The organism is Ensifer sp. Root142 (assembly GCF_001426785.1).
Taxonomy (GTDB): Bacteria; Pseudomonadota; Alphaproteobacteria; order Rhizobiales; family Rhizobiaceae; genus Ensifer; species Ensifer canadensis.
This window is the reverse complement of sequence record NZ_LMFK01000012.1, coordinates 637060-656362: the sequence shown is the minus strand read 5'-3', so window position 1 is coordinate 656362 and position 19303 is coordinate 637060. Positions and strand designations below refer to the sequence as shown.

Below are 19303 nucleotides of genomic sequence, written 5' to 3'. Positions count from 1 at the left end.
CTCGGGAAAGTGCCGGCGGACGTGTATCAAACATTTCGGATAGACTGCAGGATCCTCCGCCAAAACGGAGGGTTTTTCATATCAGCCGAACGAAAAGGGCCGCGACCAGCCCGGCGAAAATGATCAATCCCACGACACCATTGAACTTGAACAATGCGAGGCATTGCGAAGGGTCGTGGATGTTCAGCACCAGGATCTGATAGATCAGCAACACGGCCGCGATCAGCAAACCGAGATAGGCAAACAGCCCGGCCCCTGCGGCGAGAAACGCCAGAAGCATCAGCGCGATGGCAAGTCCATAGAGCCCGATCAACCAAGGGCGTGGATTGTCGCCGAAGCGGCGAGCCGTCGACCGCACCCCGATAAGTTCGTCATCTTCCCTATCCTGGTAGGCGTAGATCGTGTCGTAGCCGATCGTCCAGGCGATCGCCGCGCCGTAGAGCAGCACGGGCGCAAACGAAAGCGTCCCGAACTCGGCCGACCAGCCCATGATCGCCCCCCAGGAAAACGCAAGGCCGAGGAAGAACTGCGGCCAGTCGGTAAACCGCTTGGCGAAGGGATAGATTGCGACAAGCCCCAGCGACAGGATACCGAGCCAAATGGTGACGGCATTGAATTGTAGCAGCACCACCAGCCCGACAAGTGCCTGCAGCACCATGAAGGCCTTTGCCTGAAAGCGGGAGACCCGGCCCGATGGCAAGGGGCGCGAGCGCGTTCGCGCCACTTCCATGTCGATGTCATGATCGACGATGTCGTTGAAGGTGCAGCCCGCGCCGCGCATGGCGATGGCGCCGGCGATGAAGAGGAAGCTATGAAAAACGAACCGGCCGAGCGAAAATTGCCCCGCTGCCGCCGCCGTGCCCGAGGCCAGAGCGACCGACCACAGACAGGGCCACATCAGCAATTGCCAGCCGATCGGGCGGTCCCAGCGAGCAAGTTGCGCATAGGGCCACAGCGCACGCGGCAGCACGCGGTAGACCCAGTTGTTCGACGGCGCGTCGTGGACGCGCCCGGAATCGGCGGAGGACGTGTTCATGCCTCCTGTTTGACGCTACGCGCCGGGGCGGTCAAGCGGTTCGATGCCGCACCGTCCCGCCGCTTGGCGCCACCGTTCAGGGAAGCGTGAAGTCGAAGCGATAGGTGGCCGACAGGCCAACGAGGAACTGGTTGCGGCTGCCGCGCTCGCGCACGAGGCTCGAGTCGGCCGCCGGGCCCATCAGGCGGCGATATTCGGCATAGGCACCGGTCTCAAGCTTTTCCGTTGCCTGCCAATTGATCGCCGCACCAACACCGACGGAATCAATGCCGCCATGCGGATTATAGGTGCTGAGGCCTGATGCTGCCGATTCGGCATCGTTCACGCCGTAATAGGCGCTGAAATAGTCGCTGGTGGCGGCCGTCATACGCGGACCGGCAGAAATGCGCACATTGCTGCTGATGTCGGTAAAGGCATCGGCGGTGACATCGGCGACGATACCGTGGTGGCTGCGAATGCCCTGTCGGACTTCCGCGCGCACGCGCAGCCAATCGGTCGGATAGACCTCGGCGAAGCCGCCGAGTTCTCCACCGAACTTGACGGGGGCGAGCCCCCTAAGGTCGCTGGAGGTATTCTCGTCGCGCTCGAAGATCAGCTTGCCGGCGACGCCGGCGCGGAACCCGCCCTGGTCCAGCAGCGCATAGGACATGTTGTCGTTGCGCGACGAGAAGCGAACGGTGCTGCCGGCCTTGCCGAGCGATATCAGCGGCGCGGCCTGGAACATGCGCTTGGAGGCGCCTTCGTATTTCGGGCCGAGAAAGCCGGTGGCGCCGACCTTCAAGTACCAGTCGCCCGACCAGAAATACTGGCCGTCAGCAGCCGAGGCGGTGCCTGCGGACAACAAAAGGGTTCCAGAAAGGAGAAGAAAAGAACGGATACGCAAGGAACAACTCCGGAAGAATCATTCGCCGGGGCGAAGTTTGAACGTGCCCTGCGCGCCGGCCATTGGCGCCATCTGAAAGGACACGGGGGCGACTTATTGCCCCTTGTTCCTACGATTCCGTTAACCAGGTCAATTCAACTCCCGTTTGCCATGCCGGCGACGATGCCTACCGGCCCTGGTACATTTTCAGGTAGTGACTGGGGGCGCTTCCAAGCATGCGGCGAAACATCGTGGTGAAGGCCGCAACGTTCTCGTAGCCGGCATCAAGCGCGACATTGGTGACGGATTCACCGTCCGCAAGGCGCGGCAACGATGCGAAGATGCAGGCCTGTTGGCGCCAGGTGACGAAACTGACCCCTGTCTCGTTGCGGAACATCCGCGTGAATGTCCGTCGGCTGAGACCCAGGCGATCGGCCCACTGGTCGATATTGGCGGTCGCCGACGGTGCCTCCAGGAACTGCCGGCAGAGAAGCGCCAGTTTCTGCTCACGCGGGAAAGGCAGGCCGAGCGGCCGCTCATGCAGAAGAGCGATCTCTTCGAGCAGGAGATCCATGATCAGCTGTTCCCGCCGTTCCGACATGGTCTCGCTCTCGACGCTGACAAGCGCATCGACCAGGCTGCCCGCAAGCGGGGTGATTTCCATTACCATCGGCCGTTCGGCGCGCAGCAGCGATGGGGTGAAATAGATCGAGTGCATGCGCACATCGCTGATCATCTCGGTCGAATGCTCGACCCCCGCGGGGATCAGTAAGGCGTGCCCCGGCGGGACGAGCCAACGTCCGTGGGCGGTACGCACAAGGACAACGCCTTGCCGCGCCCACCACAATTGCGTGCGGGTATGGCTGTGGAGTGGAACGGTCAGGCCCGCGCCATAATCGCGGCCGAGAGCGAGCACGGCGGAGTTTCCGGTCTCGATCCAGTCCAGGTTCCTGAAATGGTCGGCGTCGGGCAGTTCGGGCAAATTTATTCGATGGATCGGCATTGGCCCACTCGCGAAAGAACTCGACCACATCACAAAAGCAGGCCATGGGCAAGATCAGTAGAGATATCCGTCGCCGCACACAACCATCGAGACGGCAAGGAAACATCCATGGCAACGGTTACTTCAACGGGGAGCATAACCCCGGAAAAGACGGCATTCTCCGTCATCCTGGCAGTCAGCTTCTGCCACATGCTGAACGACATCATGCAGTCGCTGCTGACGGCGCTCTATCCCTTGCTCAAGGCGAACTATTCGCTCGATTTCGTGCAGATCGGGCTTCTGACCTTCACCTTCCAGTTGACAGCCTCGATGCTGCAGCCGGCCGTCGGCATCATCACCGACCGCTGGGCACTGCCCTATTCGCTGCCGGTAGCGATGCTTTCCACCTGCTCCGGCCTCATCCTGCTCGCCAACGCGCATGATTTCCCGATGCTGCTTCTGGCTGCAAGCATGATCGGCGTCGGCTCGGCGATCTTCCATCCGGAATCTTCGCGGATCGCTCGCCTCGCTTCGGGCGGGCGGCATGGCCTGGCGCAATCGCTGTTCCAGGTCGGCGGCAATGCCGGTAGCGCCATGGGGCCGCTGCTCGCAGCCTTCATCGTCATCCCCTTCGGCCAGGGCAGCCTCAGCTGGTTCTCGATCGTCGCGGTCATCGGATTCTTCGTGCTCACCTGGGTCAGCACCTGGTATGTGCGCCACCGTCGCTCGTCGATGAGCAAGCCGGCGCCGAGCCGCGCCTTGCCGCTGCCGAAGAACCGCGTGATCTGGGCCGTCGCCGTGCTGGTGCTGCTGACCGCCACCAAGAACGTCTACATGGCCAGCATCTCCAGCTATTTCACCTTCTTCGTCATCGAGAAGTTCAGCGTTACCGTTCAGCAAGCACAGCTGATGCTGTTCCTGTTCCTGGGCGCTGCCGCCGCCGGCACTTTCCTCGGCGGTCCGATCGGCGACCGTTACGGCGCGCGCTTCGTCATCTGGTTCTCGATCCTCGGCGTCATCCCCTTCGCGCTGATGCTGCCCTATGCGAACCTCTTCTGGACGGGCGTGCTGTCGATCATCATCGGCTTCATCTTCTCCTCGGCGTTTTCGGCGATCGTCGTTTTCGCGCAGGAACTAGTGCCGGGACGCGTGGGGCTGATTGCCGGTGTCTTCTTTGGTTTCGCCTTCGGCTTCGGCGGCATGGGTGCGGCTCTTCTCGGCATTTTTGCTGACCGGCAGGGCATCGAGTTCGTCTACACGGTCTGCTCGTATCTACCGCTGCTCGGCATTCTGACGATCCTTCTGCCGAGGATGCCCGCGCGGCATTAGGCAGACATCCAGCAGCAGACTTTTCAACGGGCGCCGCCATGCGGCGCCCGTTCTGTTTTTCCGCCCGGCAACGCCTTGCTCCAACCATGCTATTTCCCGCAGCCCTGCGTAATCATTCATCAATTTTTGCGCGCTACGGTCGCTGGATGGGGCTTGGGCAGGGGTAGACAATGCGAGGGCGATCGGCGATTCCCGCCTTTTTGACGACGTTGCTCCTGGCAACGGCGGGGCAAGCCGAAACGCTCAACCTGCTGATCTGGGAATCCTATATCGATCAGGCGATCCTCGACCGCTGGACGGCAATAACCGGCGTAGGAATCCATCAGGTCTACTACGACAACGGCGATACCCGCGACGAGGTGTTGGCCGACCCGAACAGCATCGTCGATCTGGTGGTGACCGGCGAGAACGGCGCCGCGCTCTTTGGGCGCAGAGGCGTGCTCGAGGCTGTCGACGAGACCAATGTCGCCTCGCTCAGGGATTATGACGAAAGCTGGCGCAAGCGCTGCTCGAACCATGGCCTGCCCTATCTCTGGGGCACGATGGGCCTTCTCTACCGATCGGACATGCTGCCTGAAGCGCCCACGTCCTGGCGCGACCTGATGCAGCCGGCTCCGGCGCTGACCAAGCACGTCGCCATGTACGACGACCACAACGAGGCCTTTGTCGCCCCCCTCATGCTGCTCGGCGAGTCGATCAACACCAACGACCAGGCAACGCTCAAGACCGCCTTCAACCTGATGAAGCAACAGGCACCGGCGGTTCTGACCTATGAATACGTCATAAGCTCGATCCAGAACCAGGCCATCGGCAAGGACATCCATCTGGCGCTTGGCTATAGCGGCGATCAGCACGTCCTAAACGAAAAGGCCGGTACACCGGGCATCTGGCGCTATGTCGTGCCCAAGGAAGGCACGCTTTCCTGGCTCGATTGCATGTCGGTCGTCGCCAAGTCGCCGAACAAGGCACGGGCGCTCGCCTTCCTGGACTATATCGGCTCGCCCGGAAGTGCCGCCGCAAACGCACAGGCGCTCAATATGCCGACGCCGAGCAAAGCCGCCTTTGCGTTGTTGCCGGAGGCGATGCGCGCGGACCAGGCGATCTACCCGTCGCCAGACATTCTGGCCAAGAGTCAGTACCAGCAGGAACTGTCAACGACGTCGGTGCAGCTGCGCCGGCGCATCATCAGCACATTGGCGAATTTCCAGTGACCCTCGGCAAGCGCGCACTCATCCTGATCTTTCCCGTGGTGCTGGCCGGCTATCTGCTGGCGGCGATCTCGGTCCATGTCACCCAGAGCCGATCGATCCGGGCGCTGGAACATGCCAAGCTGTCCCAGCGGCTGGAACATGCCGCCGCCGTCTTCCAGAACGAGATCGGCCGCAGCAAGGGCTTTCTCAATGCGCTCCTGAACAGCAATTCGCTGCGCCAGTACATCTCTGAAACCGACAAGAACTACCGGGCCAATGCGCTCGGCGTCCGGCTGCAGGAAAGTGTCAAGTCGCTCTCCGACGACCCGACGGGCTACGTGTCCCTGTCGATCCTGACATCGAACCTGCAATCAGAATACTATTTCGAAAACAGCTGGGATCCCTTCGCCGAAATCGACGAGGCGCAGCTCAATCTGGCACGGCGACTGATACGCGAAGAAAAGCTTGTCGACTGGACCTACCTCTACGACGGCGGGCACAAGGCGCGGATCGTCTATTCCTACTTCCTCGATCCCGTTACCTTCACGCGACCGCTGCCGAGCAAGAAATCGGGCGCGCTGCTTATCCAGGTGGCGATCCAGCCGGATCGTTTCCTCGACATGCAGGAAACACTCAAGCAGGAATACGGCGCCGACGTCGTCCTTCAGCCGTGGCCGCTCGCGATTACCGACGACCTTTCGGCAAGCGTGCATCTCGGGCCATCGCTCTATGCGACGCTGACGGTTTCGAGCAATCATTTCGACCGGCTGATGGCCCAGCAGAAACTGCTGCTGGCATTTGGTGCCGTGGCGATGAGCCTGTTTTCGATCTGGCTGATCATCGTTCTCATCCGTCGGTTCATCACCGACCCGATCGCCAAGCTCGACGCCAACGTTATGGCCGTCATGGTCGGCGCCCATGACGAGATCCGCAACATGGAGGAGAAGGGCGAGATCGGGCGACTGACGGAAAACATCAGAGAGCTGCATCGCCAGTCCGAACAATCGCTCAAGCTGGTGCAGCGCAGCTCCTGGACCGACACGCTGACCGGCATCAGCAATCGCGGTCATTTCAACGCGGTTGCCGCCGGCATCGTGCGCGAGGCCATTGTCTCGGGTGAAAAATGCAGCCTGCTGTTCATCGACATCGACAACTTCAAATTCGTCAATGACAAGCATGGCCACGAGATCGGCGACGAACTCTTAAAGACCCTGGCAACGCGCATCGCCGAGAATGTCGAAGCGATCACCGAGCGACGCGGCCAGAAGCCGGCGATCCTGGCGCGGCTCTCAGGCGACGAATTCGCGGTGCTGGTCCGCTCCCGACCGGGCGACGGCACGGTCCGCGAAGTCGCTGCGGCCATCCTGGCGCTGTTCGAAGATGGCTTCGAAGTCTCCGGCAAGAGCTATCCGGTGACGGCCAGCATCGGCGCTGCCATCTGCCCGGATGACGCGACCAACCTTGCCGAGCTGATTTCAAATGCGGACGCGGCGATGTATCAGGCAAAGACTAGCGGCAAGAACCGCTCTTCCCGGTTCTCGCGCGCCCTGCACGACAAGCGCACCCGTCTGCGCCAGATCCAGGACGAGTTGCGCTCGCTCGATCCGGACGAGCAGTTCCATCTGGTCTACATGCCGATCGTCGACACCGACGGTCGCGTGACCGGCTGCGAAGCGCTGCTGCGCTGGTATTCGCCGGTACTCGGTAACGTGACGCCGGACGAATTCGTGCCGATCGCCGAAAGCTCCGGCCTCTTCACCAAGATCGACTGGTGGGTGATCAACCAGGCCATGTCCGACTGCCGGCAGCTAAAGGCACTCTTCGGTCCCGATACGATCCTGGCGATCAACATTTCCTCGGCCGAACTGCATTCGAAGGCGATTGCCGACTATTTCTCCGATTGTATCAACCGCCATGGACTGCAGCCGCAATCGATCGAAATTGAGCTGACCGAGACTTTCGCGGTCAAGTTCAGCGACCAGCTCCGCCGCAACATCGACGAACTGCGCCAAAAGGGCTTCCGCCTGTCGATCGACGATTTCGGCGCCGGCTATACCTCTGTCCAGCAGATCATCGAATACACCGCCGATACGATCAAACTGGACCGGGCGCTCGTTTCTAACCTCACGGCATCGCAATCACTGCCGGTTCTGAGGGCGTTGATCGCGCTGTGCCACGCCAAGGACGTTGCCGTGGTCGGGGAAGGCGTCGACACGCCGGAGAAACTCTCGATGCTGACTGCTGCAGGGTGCGATCTCTTCCAGGGCTACCTTATCAGCAAGCCGCTACCACTTGAGGATCTCGGCATCTGGGCGCTGACGCGCACCGCCCGCTACGGCCAGGAGCAGGATGATCGCAAGAACCAGCAGGCAATCGCCTGAGCGCATGTCGGTCTACTCTCTCCCGTGACGCTCCGGACAAGGTGCACTCCGAGGCGGGAATCGTGCGCCATAGCCCCCTGCCCCCTTGACCTGACAGCCGCCTCGCCTTAACCGCAACGCAACAATTTCGGCATGTCGGGGGCAGGCAATGAAGGTTCTTCTGATCGGATCGGGTGGACGCGAACATGCGCTGGCATGGAAGATCGCGCAGTCGCCGAAATTGACCAAGCTCTATGCCGCGCCCGGCAATCCTGGCATTGCCGAGGAAGCAACGCTCGTTGCGCTCGACACCGACAATCATGCCGCCGTTGCGGACTTCTGCCTGAAAGAGGCGATCGATTTCGTCGTGGTCGGGCCGGAAGGCCCGCTCGTGGCCGGCCTTGCAGACGTGCTGCGCGCTGCCGGTGTCGCCGTCTTCGGCCCTTCCGCTTCCGCGGCCCAGCTTGAAGGTTCCAAGGGCTTCACCAAAGACCTCTGCGCCAGATACGATATCCCGACCGGCGCCTACGGTCGCTTCACCGACGCTGAATCCGCCAAGGCCTATGTGTGCGAGCAGGGCGCGCCGATCGTCATCAAGGCCGATGGACTCGCCGCCGGCAAGGGTGTGACCGTTGCCATGGAACTCGACGAAGCGCTCGCTGCTGTCGATGACTGCTTCGATGGCGCCTTCGGCGCGGCCGGCGCGGAAGTGGTGGTCGAAGCCTATCTCGACGGCGAGGAGGCAAGCTTCTTCTGCCTCAGCGACGGCAAGACCGCGCTCGCGCTTGCCTCGGCACAAGACCACAAGCGCGTCGGCGATGGCGACACCGGCCCGAATACCGGCGGCATGGGCGCCTATTCGCCAGCGCCTGTGATGACATCAGAAATGACCGAGCGCACGATGAAGGAGATCATCGAGCCGACCATGCGCGGCATGGCGGAGAGCGGACATCCCTTTTCCGGCGTGTTCTTCGCCGGGCTGATGATCACCGCCAAGGGGCCGGAGCTGATCGAGTACAATGTGCGTTTCGGCGACCCGGAATGCCAGGTGCTGATGATGCGCATGAAGAGCGACCTCTTGCCACTGCTTTATGCCGCGGCGACGGGCACGCTTGCGGGCATGGAAGCCGAATGGCGCGACGAAACGGCACTGACGGTGGTCATGGCGTCGAAGGGATATCCGGGCAGCTACGACAAGAACTCGCCCATTGCTGCGCTGCCCGAGGCCTCGCCTGAGACCAAGGTGTTTCACGCCGGCACAGCGATGAAGGACGGCAGCCTGGTTGCAACGGGCGGGCGGGTGCTGAACATCACGGCGATCGGCGAAAGCGCAAGCGCTGCCAAGGACCGCGCCTATTCGGCAGTCGACGGCGTTTCCTGGGACAACGGCTTCTATCGCCACGATATCGGCTGGCGCGCGGTTGCCCGCGAGAAGGCCTGACCGCCGCCGGTAAATGCGCCGGATCATTCAATTTTTACCAATTCTCCTGACGGGAAAGTAAGAGAGAACGCATATTCTTGCCGACTGCATGGTTCCTTAAATCGTAGCCGATTTCAGGACAAAACATGCAGCAATTCAAAGTGCTACAGCGACCTTTGCGCGTCTGATAAGACGCGCGGCGCTGTAGAACAAACTCGGAGAGAAGACCGATGCGCCTGTTGCTGATCACCACCGCCGTTGCGCTCGCCGCCGGCAGCGCCTGGGCACAGTCGATCGAAGCTGTCGTTTCCGGGGAGGCCGTCAATTCCAGCGTGGCCTCTGTCTCCTGCGCACAATGCCCGCCGCTGCAGATCAAGAAGAAGGTCACCTATGTGGTGCCTGAGATCGAGAATGGCAGCGAGAAGGTCGAGCTCAAGCAAATCAACGGTGAGATGCGGCTTGTGCGCACCGAAGCCTGGCTCGGCGGCTCGCCGGTTGTTTTCGTCAGCAAGCCTTCTGAGGAGGCTGTCAAAGCAGCCGCGAACGGAGCCGAACAGGCGGATACGGCGACCGCTGCGGCCGATATCGATATCGCGAACCCGGGCAATCATGACTTGGCTGCGTCTGTGATCGACGAGACCGCCAAAACTGCCGCGGTTCAGACCCTTACACAGGCAGAGCCGGCAGTCGCGGCATCTGTGGCCGCCGAAAGCTCACGGCAATTTGATCCGACCGGCCTCGAACTTCGGCTAAACTGAGGGCCTAAACGGGAAAGTTCCCTGCCCCGGCCAGCCTCCCCTGCATTCAAGGGCTGACGGGCAATTCGCTGAAACAGCGAGAGATTGCGCCCCTGAGAGAAGCAGGGGCGCAATCTTTTTATCTGGGCTCGTGTTATCTGGGTTGGCGTGGGCCATCGATCCGCTCGACCAAGGCTTCAATCTCCCTGTCGGAATAAACCTCGATACCGTTCCTTGCGAGCAGCGCGGCCGTAACCCCCTGCCCCGCGTGGCGTGCGCCGGAAAACGTGCCGTCGTAGACGAAACCCGATCCGCAGGACGGGCTGCCGTCGATCAACAGCGCGAAACGACAGTCCGTTTCGCGCGCGAGCGCCAGCGCATTCTCGGCGGCGTCCAGAAACTCACCGGTGATATCGCGGCCGGTATTCTCGACGACGGTTGCCCCGCCGTCGAGCACGTTGGTGCCGGACATGCCGGACGCGATCTCGGCCGGCGGACGCGGCACCGGCATGCCGGCCGACATTTCGGGACAGATGGTGACGAGCCGGCCCTCTAGGCGCCAGCGGTCGATGGCCGGATGGACGAGCGGCTTCGACGCGCCATCGTAGCGCACGGCATGGCCCATGAGGCAGGCGCTGACGAGGATCTTCGCCGTCATGCACACCTCCCCCGTCATCCCGCGATCTTGGAGAAATCGGCAACCGTGCCGGTCGCCGAGCGGATGAGACCGAGCAGTGCCAGGCGGTTTGCCCGAATCGACACGTCATCGTCATTGACGAGAACGTCGTTGAAGAACTGGTCGACCGGTTCGCGCAGCTTCGACAGGGCCTGCATGGCGGAGCGGAAGTCCTCCTTGACGATCGCCTCGCGTGCCTCGCCCGAGCCCAGCTGAACCGCAGCGTGCAGCGCCTTTTCGGCGTCGAGACGGAAGAGATCAGCGTCGACGGCGTCGGCCACGGCCGTACCTTTTTTCTCTTCGGCTGCGAGGATCTGCGTCGCGCGCTTGGTGCCGGCGAGCAGGTTCTTGCCCTCTTCGTCGGTGATGAAGGCGGTCAGCGCCTCGACGCGACGGGCGATCATCAGCAGATCGTCCGCATCCGACGTCAGCACCGCATCGATCAGGTCGTGACGGGCGCCGAGATCGCGCAGATAGACCTTGAGGCGATCGTGGAAGAAGGAGAGCAGGTCCGCCGACACATCGCTCGTCAGCGCCGGCTTCTGCGCCCGCAGGGCGGTCAGCGCGATCTCGAGGAACGGCGTGAGCGGCAGGCGCGCCTTGCCTTCAAGGATGAGGCGGATAACGCCGAGCGCGGCGCGGCGCAGGGCGTATGGATCCTTGGAGCCGGTCGGCTTTTCGTCGATCGCCCAGAAACCGACGAGCGTGTCGAGCTTGTCGGCCAGCGCCACGGTCACGGCGACGGCATCGGTCGGCGCGCGGTCCGAGGGGCCATTCGGCTTCCAATGATCTTCGATTGCCGTTGCGACGGAAGCGTCTTCGCCCTGGAGCAGCGCATATTTGCGACCCATGATGCCCTGAAGTTCGGGGAACTCGCCGACGGCTTCGGTGCGCAGGTCAGCCTTTGCCAGCACCACGGCACGATCGACCAACTTGGCGTCGGCGCCGGTTACCTTGGCAAGCTCGGCGGCAAGCGCACGGATGCGGGCAACACGTTCGCCCTGTGTGCCGAGCTTGGCATGGAAGGTGACGTTCAGCGCATCGAGTTTCGCCATGCGCTGGTCGAGCGGCTTGTGGAGATCGAGGTCGAATTTTTCAGCCGACGGCTTCAATGTTTCCAGGTCCGGCAGGTTGCCCTGGTCGCGGTGCCAGAAGTGGGCGGCGTCCGACAGGCGGGCGCGCACGACCTTGCCGTTGCCGTGAACGATCTCCTTGCCGCCGTCCTTCGCCTCGATGTTGGAAACGAGGATGAACTTGTTGGAGAGCGTTTCCGCACCCGGCGCGCGGGTCACGAAACACTTCTGGTTGGTCTTGATCGTCAGGCGGATGATTTCCGAGGGGATTTCGAGATAGCTCTCTTCAAAGCTTCCCATCAGCACCTGCGGCCATTCGACGAGGCCGGAAACCTCCTCGAGCAGGCCTTCGTCCTCGACGAGTTCGAGGCCGTTGGCAAAGGCGATATTATGTGCGTCAGCCGAGATCATCTGCTTGCGGCGTTCGCCGTCGAGCACGACCTTCGCCCGCTCCAGCTTCTCGGCATAGTCGGCAAAGCGGCGCACGGTGATCGCTTCGGGCGCGTGAAAGCGGTGGCCGTAGGTGACGTTGGAGGCGACGATGCCGTCGACCTCGAAGGGGATCACATGGGTTTCGTCGGTTTCCGAGCCGAAGGTGCAGACGATCGACTGCAGCGGACGGACCCAGCGCAGAGCGCCCGGCTTGGCCGAGGCAGCCCCGGAGCGCATCGGCTTCGGCCAGGGAAAGTTGCGGATGATCTCGGGCATCGCCTCAGCGACGATCTCTTCGGCCGGACGGCCCGGCTTGACGATATGGGCGACGTAAAAATCACCCTTCTTCGGATCGCTATGGACATGGGCCTCGCTGATCGAAGAAAGGCCGGCACCGCGCAGAAAGCCCTCGATCGCCTTTTCGTTGGCGTCGGTACGCGGACCCTTGCGGTCTTCGCGCACATCGGCGGAACGGGCATTGAGGCCGCGGATATCGAGCGTCAGCCGGCGTGGCGTCCAGTATTCACGCGCACCCTCATAGGTCAAACCCGCTTCCACCAGCGCATCGGTCAGCAGCTTCTTGAGGTCGCCGGCCGCCTTGCGCTGCAAGCGGGCAGGAATTTCCTCGGAGCGGAGTTCGATAAGAAGATCGGGCATGGGAGATGACTTTTTCTGTTCCGGACGGTTGGCGCCGACTTAGCAAGCTCTGGCGAAAATGTCACCAAGCCCGACGATGAATTTGATTTAGAGGCAGGAGGGTCGCGGTACGATCACCAGCCGCCGCCGCCGCCACCGCCGCCACCGCCGCCGGAAAAACCGCCGCCCGTGGAAAAGCCCGACGACGAGGATTTCGGCGGGGGCGGCAAGGAGGAGGTCATGGTGTCGGCCATCGAGCCGGCAAAGCCGCCGATCCGATCCCCGAACGAACTCGATCCGAAGCCATCGCCATGGTACCAGGCAGGCTGGTAGGCGGCAGTGGCAGCTGGCCCGGCAGCGGCAGCCAGCAGCCAGTGATCGAAGGTTTGCGTCCACGGCTTTTCCACCCCAAGCGCAACGGCATAGGGCAACAGGGTCTCGAAATGCCGGGGCGACATTTCGGGCGCACCTTGCATATTCATCCGATCCTTCTCGGCAAGCGTCATGTATTGCCTGAGGCCGTCGATGCCATCCATCATCCGGGTACCGAGCGGCGTCGGCGCGCCCATCAGGAAGAAGAACAGCACGTTGACAAGTACGATGCCGCCGATCGCAAACAGCAGCGGCAGCTCGTCGGTCTCGGAGGCGGAGTAGAAGACGACCGCAAGGATGCTTGAAAAGATGGTGAAGGCGACGAAGCCGATGAAGGCGATCACCACGATCGACATGATCCGGCTCATCAGGCTCTTTTCGCGCCGCAGGGATTTGCCGAAGGAAACGGCGAAGATGGAAACGAAAAAGGCGATGAAGACGGGGACGATCACCAGCGGGATGCTGTCCTCGCTCAAATCGCCGAACAGGAACACCGCGGCGATCGCAAGAACCGAAAGCAGCACCCCGGCAATGATGTAACCGGTGTTGGCCAGATAGTATTTGCCGCGGTGCTCGCGCTCCATGGCATTGCGGAAGTCGGCACCCGTCGCCTGCACCTTCGTGCCATTGGCCCTGTCGATCTTCAACTTGCCGCCGGCGGCATTGACGGCCTTCATCAGGCTCGCCTCGCCGGTCGGCAGCTTTTCGCTGCTGCCCTTGCCGGTCGCGGCAATGATGATGGCGCTCTTCAGATCTTCAAGGACGACATGGCCCTTCACCGCGAGGCTGAGCGCCGATGCCGACAGAGCCGTCCACCCCTCGCCGGAAAAGCCCCTGTTGTCGATATAGTTGACAAGCGCCGGCGAAATGCCCTCAGGCGCGTCCCAGCGCGGCACCATCACGCCGCGCGCCGGGTCCCGGCCCACCTTCAGCCAGGCGCGGCCATAGTAGAGCGCCACCACCACGAGACCTGCTCCAGCAATGACAAGCGCCATATGATCGCGCAGCCACCAGGTGTTTTCCTGGCTCGTGGTCGGCTGGTCGATGCTGCCCTTCGGCATCTTGACCGCGATCGTCAGACCCTCCTTCGGCTCGAGCCGCCGGGTGGTTGCAAAGAAGATTTCGCTGCCTTCCTCCGACGCCAGCGCGTCCTTGCCGGTTGCGCCATAACCGCCGGTGAAAACGTCGAGTGCCTCGGGCCGCACCCCTTCCGGCAGATTGACGGTTGCGCTCGCCTCGTCGATCGGGAACGCCCATTCGGTGCCGGTCACGTTCCAGTAGAGTTCGTCATGATCGTCGAAGAAGCGGATCTGCCGGCTGGTCTCATAGGTGAACTGGAACGTATGCTCGCCGTGTGGCAGAAAGACCTCGGCAGAGCCGGTGTAGATGCGGATGCCGCCCGAGATCGATTCGGTGCGGTAGGGCTCCTCCTCGCCGTCGCGTTCGACCGAAAGCAGCTTGAAATCCACCTTGCTGCGGCGGCCCTTGGCATCGGTGAAGGTCAGCGGCAGGTCACGAAAGATGCCCCGCCGGATCTGGTTTCCCTCGACATTGGCGGTGATCGTCTCGGTGACCGTCAGCGTTCCGTTCTCGGCGACATCGATCACCGAATGATAGGACGAAAACACCTCGTCCGCCCGGCCGACACCCGCTGTCGCCAGCAGGAAGAAGAAGATGCCAAGCAGGGCGACGAAACGGGTCATGCGGTCTCAGACCTTTCGATCGATCTTGAGGAGCGGTTTCATGGTTTTTCGCGTCTCATGGCGGAAAACCGCTTCGCACTCTTCCTGGAAAAGCTTTGAGGCGCGAGATCAAGGACGATCACCGGTGAAGGTAACGCCAAGCGATGCAAGCGCATCCCAATAGGCAGGATAGGTCTTGGCGACGCAGCCGGGGTCCTCGATGGCAATGCCGTGGATCTTGAGCCCGGCAAGGGCGAAGCTCATGGCGATGCGATGGTCGGCAAAGGTGTCGATCGACGCCGGCAATGTCTGGCCGGCGAGCGCCGGATCGGAGGAGACGATGAGATCGTCGCCCTCTTCGTGGGCAAGCCCCGGACGGATCGCGGTCAGGCCGAGCGACAAGGCACGGACACGGTCGCATTCCTTCACGCGCAGATTGGTGAGCCCGACGAAGCGCACGGGCGTCTCGTTGAAGGCGGCAAGAACGGCGATCGTCGGTATCGCGTCCTGCATCTGCGATCCGTCGATGACGGCGGGAAGATGCGGGAAGCTGGAAATGACGGCGTGGGCGCGTGCGTCAGGCTGCGAGAACACCGAGGCAGGAACGCCGAGATCGATGGCCCCTCCGGTCAATACTTCCGCGGCCCAGAGATAGGTCGCGGCCGACGCGTCAGGCTCGATCACGAAGTCGGCGGCGCGATAGCCCGTCGGCGCGACCTGCCAGATGGATGGGCTCAACTGCTCGACCTCGGCGCCGAACGCACGCATCGCCGCAACCGTCAGATCGATGTAGCCGCGCGCGCCGATTTCGTCGCCGGCAAGCTCGATGCGGACAGGGCCCTTGGCGCCAGGGGCAGCCATCAGCAGAGCCGATACGTATTGGCTGGAAAGGCCAGCGTCGATTTCGATCCGTCCGGCGGGAAAGCCGCCCTTGCCATTGACGGTGACCGGCGGGCATCCGGTTTCGGACGTCACCTCGACGCCGAGCGTGCGAAGCGCGTCGACGAGCGGCTTGATCGGCCGCTTGCGCATGTGCTGGTCACCATCGACGACAACCGGGCCGTCGACCAGAGCGGCGGCGGCTGTCAGGAAGCGCGTCGCAGTTCCCGCATTGCCGAGGAACAGGGGCGCGGACGGCGACGCAAGCCGGCCGGTTCCGGTAACGACGAATGTCGTGTCGTCCGGTTCGCTGACCTCAACGCCCATCGCCCGCAAGGCATCGGCCATATAGCGCGTGTCGTCGCTCTTCAGCGCACCCGTCAGCCGGCTCGTGCCCTTGGCCAGACCCGCGAGAAGCAGCGCCCGATTGGTGATCGACTTCGAACCCGGCGGGCGAACGTGGCCGCGCAGGGGGTGGTCGGTCGGCAGGATGGTCAGCTTCTTCACGGTATCACTCATGCTCGGGTCTCTTTATGCAAGTAGCGCCGAGGCTGTCGGCCTCGGCAGGCGTGTCTCTTATCAGCAGGTGGCGTAATCGGGTAACGTCCCCGATCAGAATTTGACTTGCGGCACCGCGCGATCCGCCTCGTTGGCGATCTCGAAATAGCCGGCCTTCACGAAGCGGAAGGCGTTGGCGATGAGGTTCGACGGGAAGCTCTCGACCTTGACGTTCAAGTCGCGTGCCGCTCCGTTGTAGTAGCGGCGCGACATCTGGATCTCGCCCTCGATCGTCTCCAGCGAGCGCTGCAGTTCCGCGAAGTTCTCGTTGGCCTTGAGATCCGGATAGGCTTCGGCGAGGGCAAAGAGCTTGCCGAGCGCTTGCGACAGGGCGCCTTCAGCGGCTGCCCGCCCCTCGACATCACCTGCTGGAACGGCCTGAGCGCGATTGCGCATCGCGATCACCTCTTCGAGCGTCGACTTCTCGTGCGCTGCGTATCCTTTAACCGTCTCGATCAGGTTGGGGATGAGGTCGGCGCGTCGCTTGAGCTGCACGTCGATACCCGACCAGGCTTCCTCGGCGATCTGCCGTGCCTTGACGAGGCCGTTGTAGACGAAAACGAGATACAGGATCACGGCGACGCCGATGGCCAGACCAATCATGGGATACCTCCAAAAAACTCGGCAGAGATTAGCACCGGCTTTCCAGCTTCAAAGACCTTTCTGCAGCATTCGGGCGGAGAAACGCACTCCTCCCCAAATGCAAGCCGAAGGCGCTGAACACACTGTTCACCGCTACGGCCTATCCCCAGACCAAAACACCTCGATTCCTGTTCCATCGGGAACCGCAGGGATCCGGACGATGGGCGATAGTCGCGCCATCGAACAACCCCGGATACGAAGTGAAGACCATGAAAACGCTCGCAACCCTCATCAACGTGATCGCCTTTTCGGCGCTCTTCGTTGCCTATGCGAGCGTCGGTTCGGCCGAAAGACCGACTGGTGTCCGCCGGGCGCTGCAGACCTACTCCGGTCAGGTTTACACCGGCACCTACCCCACGCTGAAGCCCGTCTGGAAGATCAGCGTCGACGCCAGCGACACGATCTGAGATCTACAGCGTCGCGCGTCTTATTAGACGCGCGACGCTGCAGCACTTTGAATGGCTGCATGTTTTTATCCTTAAATCGAATAGGATTTAAGGAAACATGCAGTAGCCTCGAGCTATCCGCGTCGCAATCGCGTCGGCAGCTTCATCTGCGCCGAGATTGGTGACGTCGAGCTCGATGAGCTGGTCGCATTTTCCTTTCAACAGAGCGTGCCGGCCTCTGAGATCGATCAGCACCTGCGGATCGGTCAGTTTGTGGACCTTGGAGCGGCCGGCGCGCGTCAGCCGCTTCAGGTTTTCCTCTATCGAACAGTCGAGAACGACCGCGACGAAACGGGCGCTGCGCTCGCTAGCCAGCGCCACATAGTCTTCGAACGCCCGGCTGTCGAATGCGTCATCCGACAGCGCATCGGTGAAGAGGAAGGATTGACCGGCATCGGCCTGGCGCACATGGTCGAGCACCGCCGTTCTGATCGTCGCCCGCAGCGACCAATAGAGCGGCGTGCCCCTGGTAAACAGTGCCTCGGCCGGATTGATCAGCGTATGGTTGTCGGCAAGCCTCGCGCCGAGATGATCGGCGAGATGGCGTGCGATGGTCAGCTTTCCGGTGCCCGGCCAGCCATTGATATGAACGATGAGGCTGGCTGGCTCGGCGATCAAGCGGCGTCCCGGTTGAGGTTCGCGCCGCCGGCATCGGTCAGCAGGAACGCCTCGCCACAGGCCTTTGCCAATGTGCGGACGCGCAGAATGTAGCTTTGCCGCTCGGTGACCGAAATCACCCCGCGCGCATCGAGCAGGTTGAAGACGTGGCTCGCCTTGATGCACTGGTCGTAGGCGGGGAAGACACACTTGTGCAGGTGGTTGTTTGTGCCGTTGCCCGGCGCGCCGGCCGCCAGCAGAGCCTGGCACTCTACCTCGGCATCGATGAAGTGCTGATGCAGCATGGCGGTGTTGGCGTATTCGAAGTTGTACCGCGAATATTCCTGCTCCGCCTGCAGGAACACGTCGCCATAGCTGATCTTCTCGTCGCCTTCGCGGCCGTTGAAGTTCAGATCATAGACGTTGTCGACGCCCTGGACATACATCGCCAGACGCTCGAGACCGTAGGTCAGTTCACCAGCAACCGGAGAGCATTCGATGCCGCAGACCTGCTGGAAATAGGTGAACTGCGACACTTCCATGCCGTCGCACCAGCATTCCCAGCCAAGGCCCCAGGCGCCCAGCGTCGGGCTTTCCCAGTCGTCCTCGACGAAGCGGATATCGTGCAGCAACGGGTCGAGGCCGATCGCCTCCAGCGAGCCAAGATAAAGCTCCTGCAGGTTGGACGGGTTCGGCTTCAGGATCACCTGATATTGATAATAGTGCTGAAGACGGTTCGGGTTCTCGCCATAGCGGCCGTCGGTCGGGCGACGGGACGGCTGGACATAGGCTGCGCGCCACGGACGGGGACCGAGCGCACGCAGCGTCGTTGCCGGATGAAACGTACCGGCACCGACTTCCATGTCGTAGGGCTGCAGCACCGCGCAACCCTTGTCGGCCCAATAGTTGTGCAGCGTCAGGATCAGAGCCTGGAACGAGCGCTTGGGGTTCATGTGGTCGGGCAGCGAGGCGGTGGTCATGGGGAACGTCCGAATTCTTCACGAAATGAGAGCCGGACAGGTGCCACGCCGGGCGACAGGGGTCAAGCGCTGAGGCGGCTCTCCGTGCACGCAAAGGTGCACGAAAAATCTCAGTCGTCTTCGCGCTTGAGCCGGTATTCGCCGGTCTCGGGATCCTTGACGAGGGTTCCGCTCGCGCCGGTCTGCTGCTCGCGGCGCGTCTGGTCGCGCTGACGCGTCAGCTTCTGGGCATCCGCAATGAACTTGCGGTAGCCGATCCATAGAACGAAGCCTGCGATCAGGAGCAGGATAAGCTGCGGCATCTTTCCTCCCTACTGCATATTTTTATCCTTAAATCGAAGTCGATTTAAGGATAAAAATATGCAGCCATTCAAAGTGCTACAGCGACATTTGCGCGTCTAATAAGACGCGCGG

17 protein-coding genes are annotated in these 19303 nt (G+C 62.1%); 6 read left to right on the top strand and 11 right to left on the bottom strand.

The window, feature by feature from the left end:
* Positions 1-76: 76 nt before the first annotated feature.
* The 3 genes from ubiA to ASD52_RS15640 form a co-directional block, all read right to left on the bottom strand.
* Positions 77-1036, bottom strand: a complete 960-nt coding sequence (ubiA, locus tag ASD52_RS15650) for a 4-hydroxybenzoate octaprenyltransferase (RefSeq protein WP_025426129.1) — start codon at positions 1034-1036, stop codon at positions 77-79.
* A 76-nt stretch (positions 1037-1112) separates the two neighbouring features.
* Positions 1113-1880, bottom strand: coding sequence for a MipA/OmpV family protein (locus tag ASD52_RS15645; RefSeq protein WP_225906245.1), 768 nt, complete (start codon positions 1878-1880; stop codon positions 1113-1115).
* Positions 1881-2085: 205 nt separating this feature from the next.
* Complete coding sequence (locus ASD52_RS15640; RefSeq protein WP_025426127.1) at positions 2086-2901, bottom strand: helix-turn-helix transcriptional regulator; 816 nt, start codon at positions 2899-2901, stop codon at positions 2086-2088.
* 108 nt (positions 2902-3009) lie between these two features.
* Here ASD52_RS15640 and ASD52_RS15635 point away from each other — a divergent pair, with 108 nt between their 5' ends.
* From ASD52_RS15635 to ASD52_RS15615, 5 genes are all read left to right on the top strand, one after another.
* On the top strand, positions 3010-4209 hold the full coding sequence (locus ASD52_RS15635) for an MFS transporter (protein ID WP_057211584.1): 1200 nt from the start codon (positions 3010-3012) through the stop codon (positions 4207-4209).
* Between the two features lie 170 nt (positions 4210-4379).
* On the top strand, positions 4380-5420 hold the full coding sequence (locus ASD52_RS15630) for a spermidine/putrescine ABC transporter substrate-binding protein (RefSeq protein ID WP_057211582.1): 1041 nt from the start codon (positions 4380-4382) through the stop codon (positions 5418-5420).
* On the top strand, positions 5417-7780 hold the full coding sequence (locus tag ASD52_RS15625) for a bifunctional diguanylate cyclase/phosphodiesterase (RefSeq protein ID WP_025426124.1): 2364 nt from the start codon (positions 5417-5419) through the stop codon (positions 7778-7780). Before ASD52_RS15630 ends, ASD52_RS15625 begins: the two co-directional genes overlap by 4 nt.
* Before the next feature lie 148 nt (positions 7781-7928).
* Positions 7929-9200, top strand: a complete 1272-nt coding sequence (gene purD / locus ASD52_RS15620; protein ID WP_025426123.1) for a phosphoribosylamine--glycine ligase — start codon at positions 7929-7931, stop codon at positions 9198-9200.
* Between the two features lie 209 nt (positions 9201-9409).
* Complete coding sequence (locus ASD52_RS15615; RefSeq protein ID WP_025426122.1) at positions 9410-9937, top strand: plant virulence effector HPE1-like domain-containing protein; 528 nt, start codon at positions 9410-9412, stop codon at positions 9935-9937.
* Between the two features lie 133 nt (positions 9938-10070).
* Here the strand turns inward: ASD52_RS15615 and ASD52_RS15610 are convergent, their stop codons facing one another.
* The 5 genes from ASD52_RS15610 to ASD52_RS15590 all read right to left on the bottom strand — a co-directional run bounded on the left by ASD52_RS15610 (position 10071) and on the right by ASD52_RS15590 (position 16827).
* A complete protein-coding gene (locus tag ASD52_RS15610; RefSeq protein ID WP_025426121.1) occupies positions 10071-10574 on the bottom strand; it encodes a DUF523 domain-containing protein in 504 nt (167 codons plus the stop codon).
* 14 nt (positions 10575-10588) lie between these two features.
* Complete coding sequence (glyS, locus tag ASD52_RS15605) at positions 10589-12754, bottom strand: glycine--tRNA ligase subunit beta (protein WP_025426120.1); 2166 nt, start codon at positions 12752-12754, stop codon at positions 10589-10591.
* Positions 12755-12867: 113 nt separating this feature from the next.
* Entirely contained in the window at positions 12868-14808 is a 1941-nt protein-coding gene (locus ASD52_RS15600) for a DUF2207 domain-containing protein (RefSeq protein WP_025426119.1), read from the bottom strand.
* 108 nt (positions 14809-14916) lie between these two features.
* Positions 14917-16185 (bottom strand): 3-phosphoshikimate 1-carboxyvinyltransferase, encoded by a 1269-nt coding sequence (gene aroA / locus ASD52_RS15595; RefSeq protein ID WP_025426118.1) that lies wholly within the window; start codon positions 16183-16185, stop codon positions 14917-14919.
* A 93-nt stretch (positions 16186-16278) separates the two neighbouring features.
* On the bottom strand, positions 16279-16827 hold the full coding sequence (locus ASD52_RS15590) for a LemA family protein (RefSeq protein ID WP_025426117.1): 549 nt from the start codon (positions 16825-16827) through the stop codon (positions 16279-16281).
* Positions 16828-17075: 248 nt separating this feature from the next.
* Between ASD52_RS15590 and ASD52_RS15585 the strand changes: the two genes are divergently transcribed.
* Positions 17076-17273 (top strand): hypothetical protein, encoded by a 198-nt coding sequence (locus ASD52_RS15585; protein WP_025426116.1) that lies wholly within the window; start codon positions 17076-17078, stop codon positions 17271-17273.
* Between the two features lie 87 nt (positions 17274-17360).
* Here ASD52_RS15585 and ASD52_RS15580 read toward each other — a convergent pair whose 3' ends face one another.
* From ASD52_RS15580 to ASD52_RS15570, 3 genes are all read right to left on the bottom strand, one after another.
* Positions 17361-17930 carry an AAA family ATPase gene (locus ASD52_RS15580; RefSeq protein ID WP_025426115.1) on the bottom strand — a complete coding sequence of 190 codons (570 nt, stop codon included), beginning with the start codon at positions 17928-17930 and terminating at the stop codon, positions 17361-17363.
* Positions 17927-18889, bottom strand: coding sequence for a glycine--tRNA ligase subunit alpha (locus ASD52_RS15575; protein ID WP_025426114.1), 963 nt, complete (start codon positions 18887-18889; stop codon positions 17927-17929). Before ASD52_RS15575 ends, ASD52_RS15580 begins: the two co-directional genes overlap by 4 nt.
* A gap of 110 nt (positions 18890-18999) precedes the next feature.
* Positions 19000-19191 (bottom strand): membrane protein, encoded by a 192-nt coding sequence (locus ASD52_RS15570; protein ID WP_025426113.1) that lies wholly within the window; start codon positions 19189-19191, stop codon positions 19000-19002.
* Positions 19192-19303: the final 112 nt, after the last annotated feature.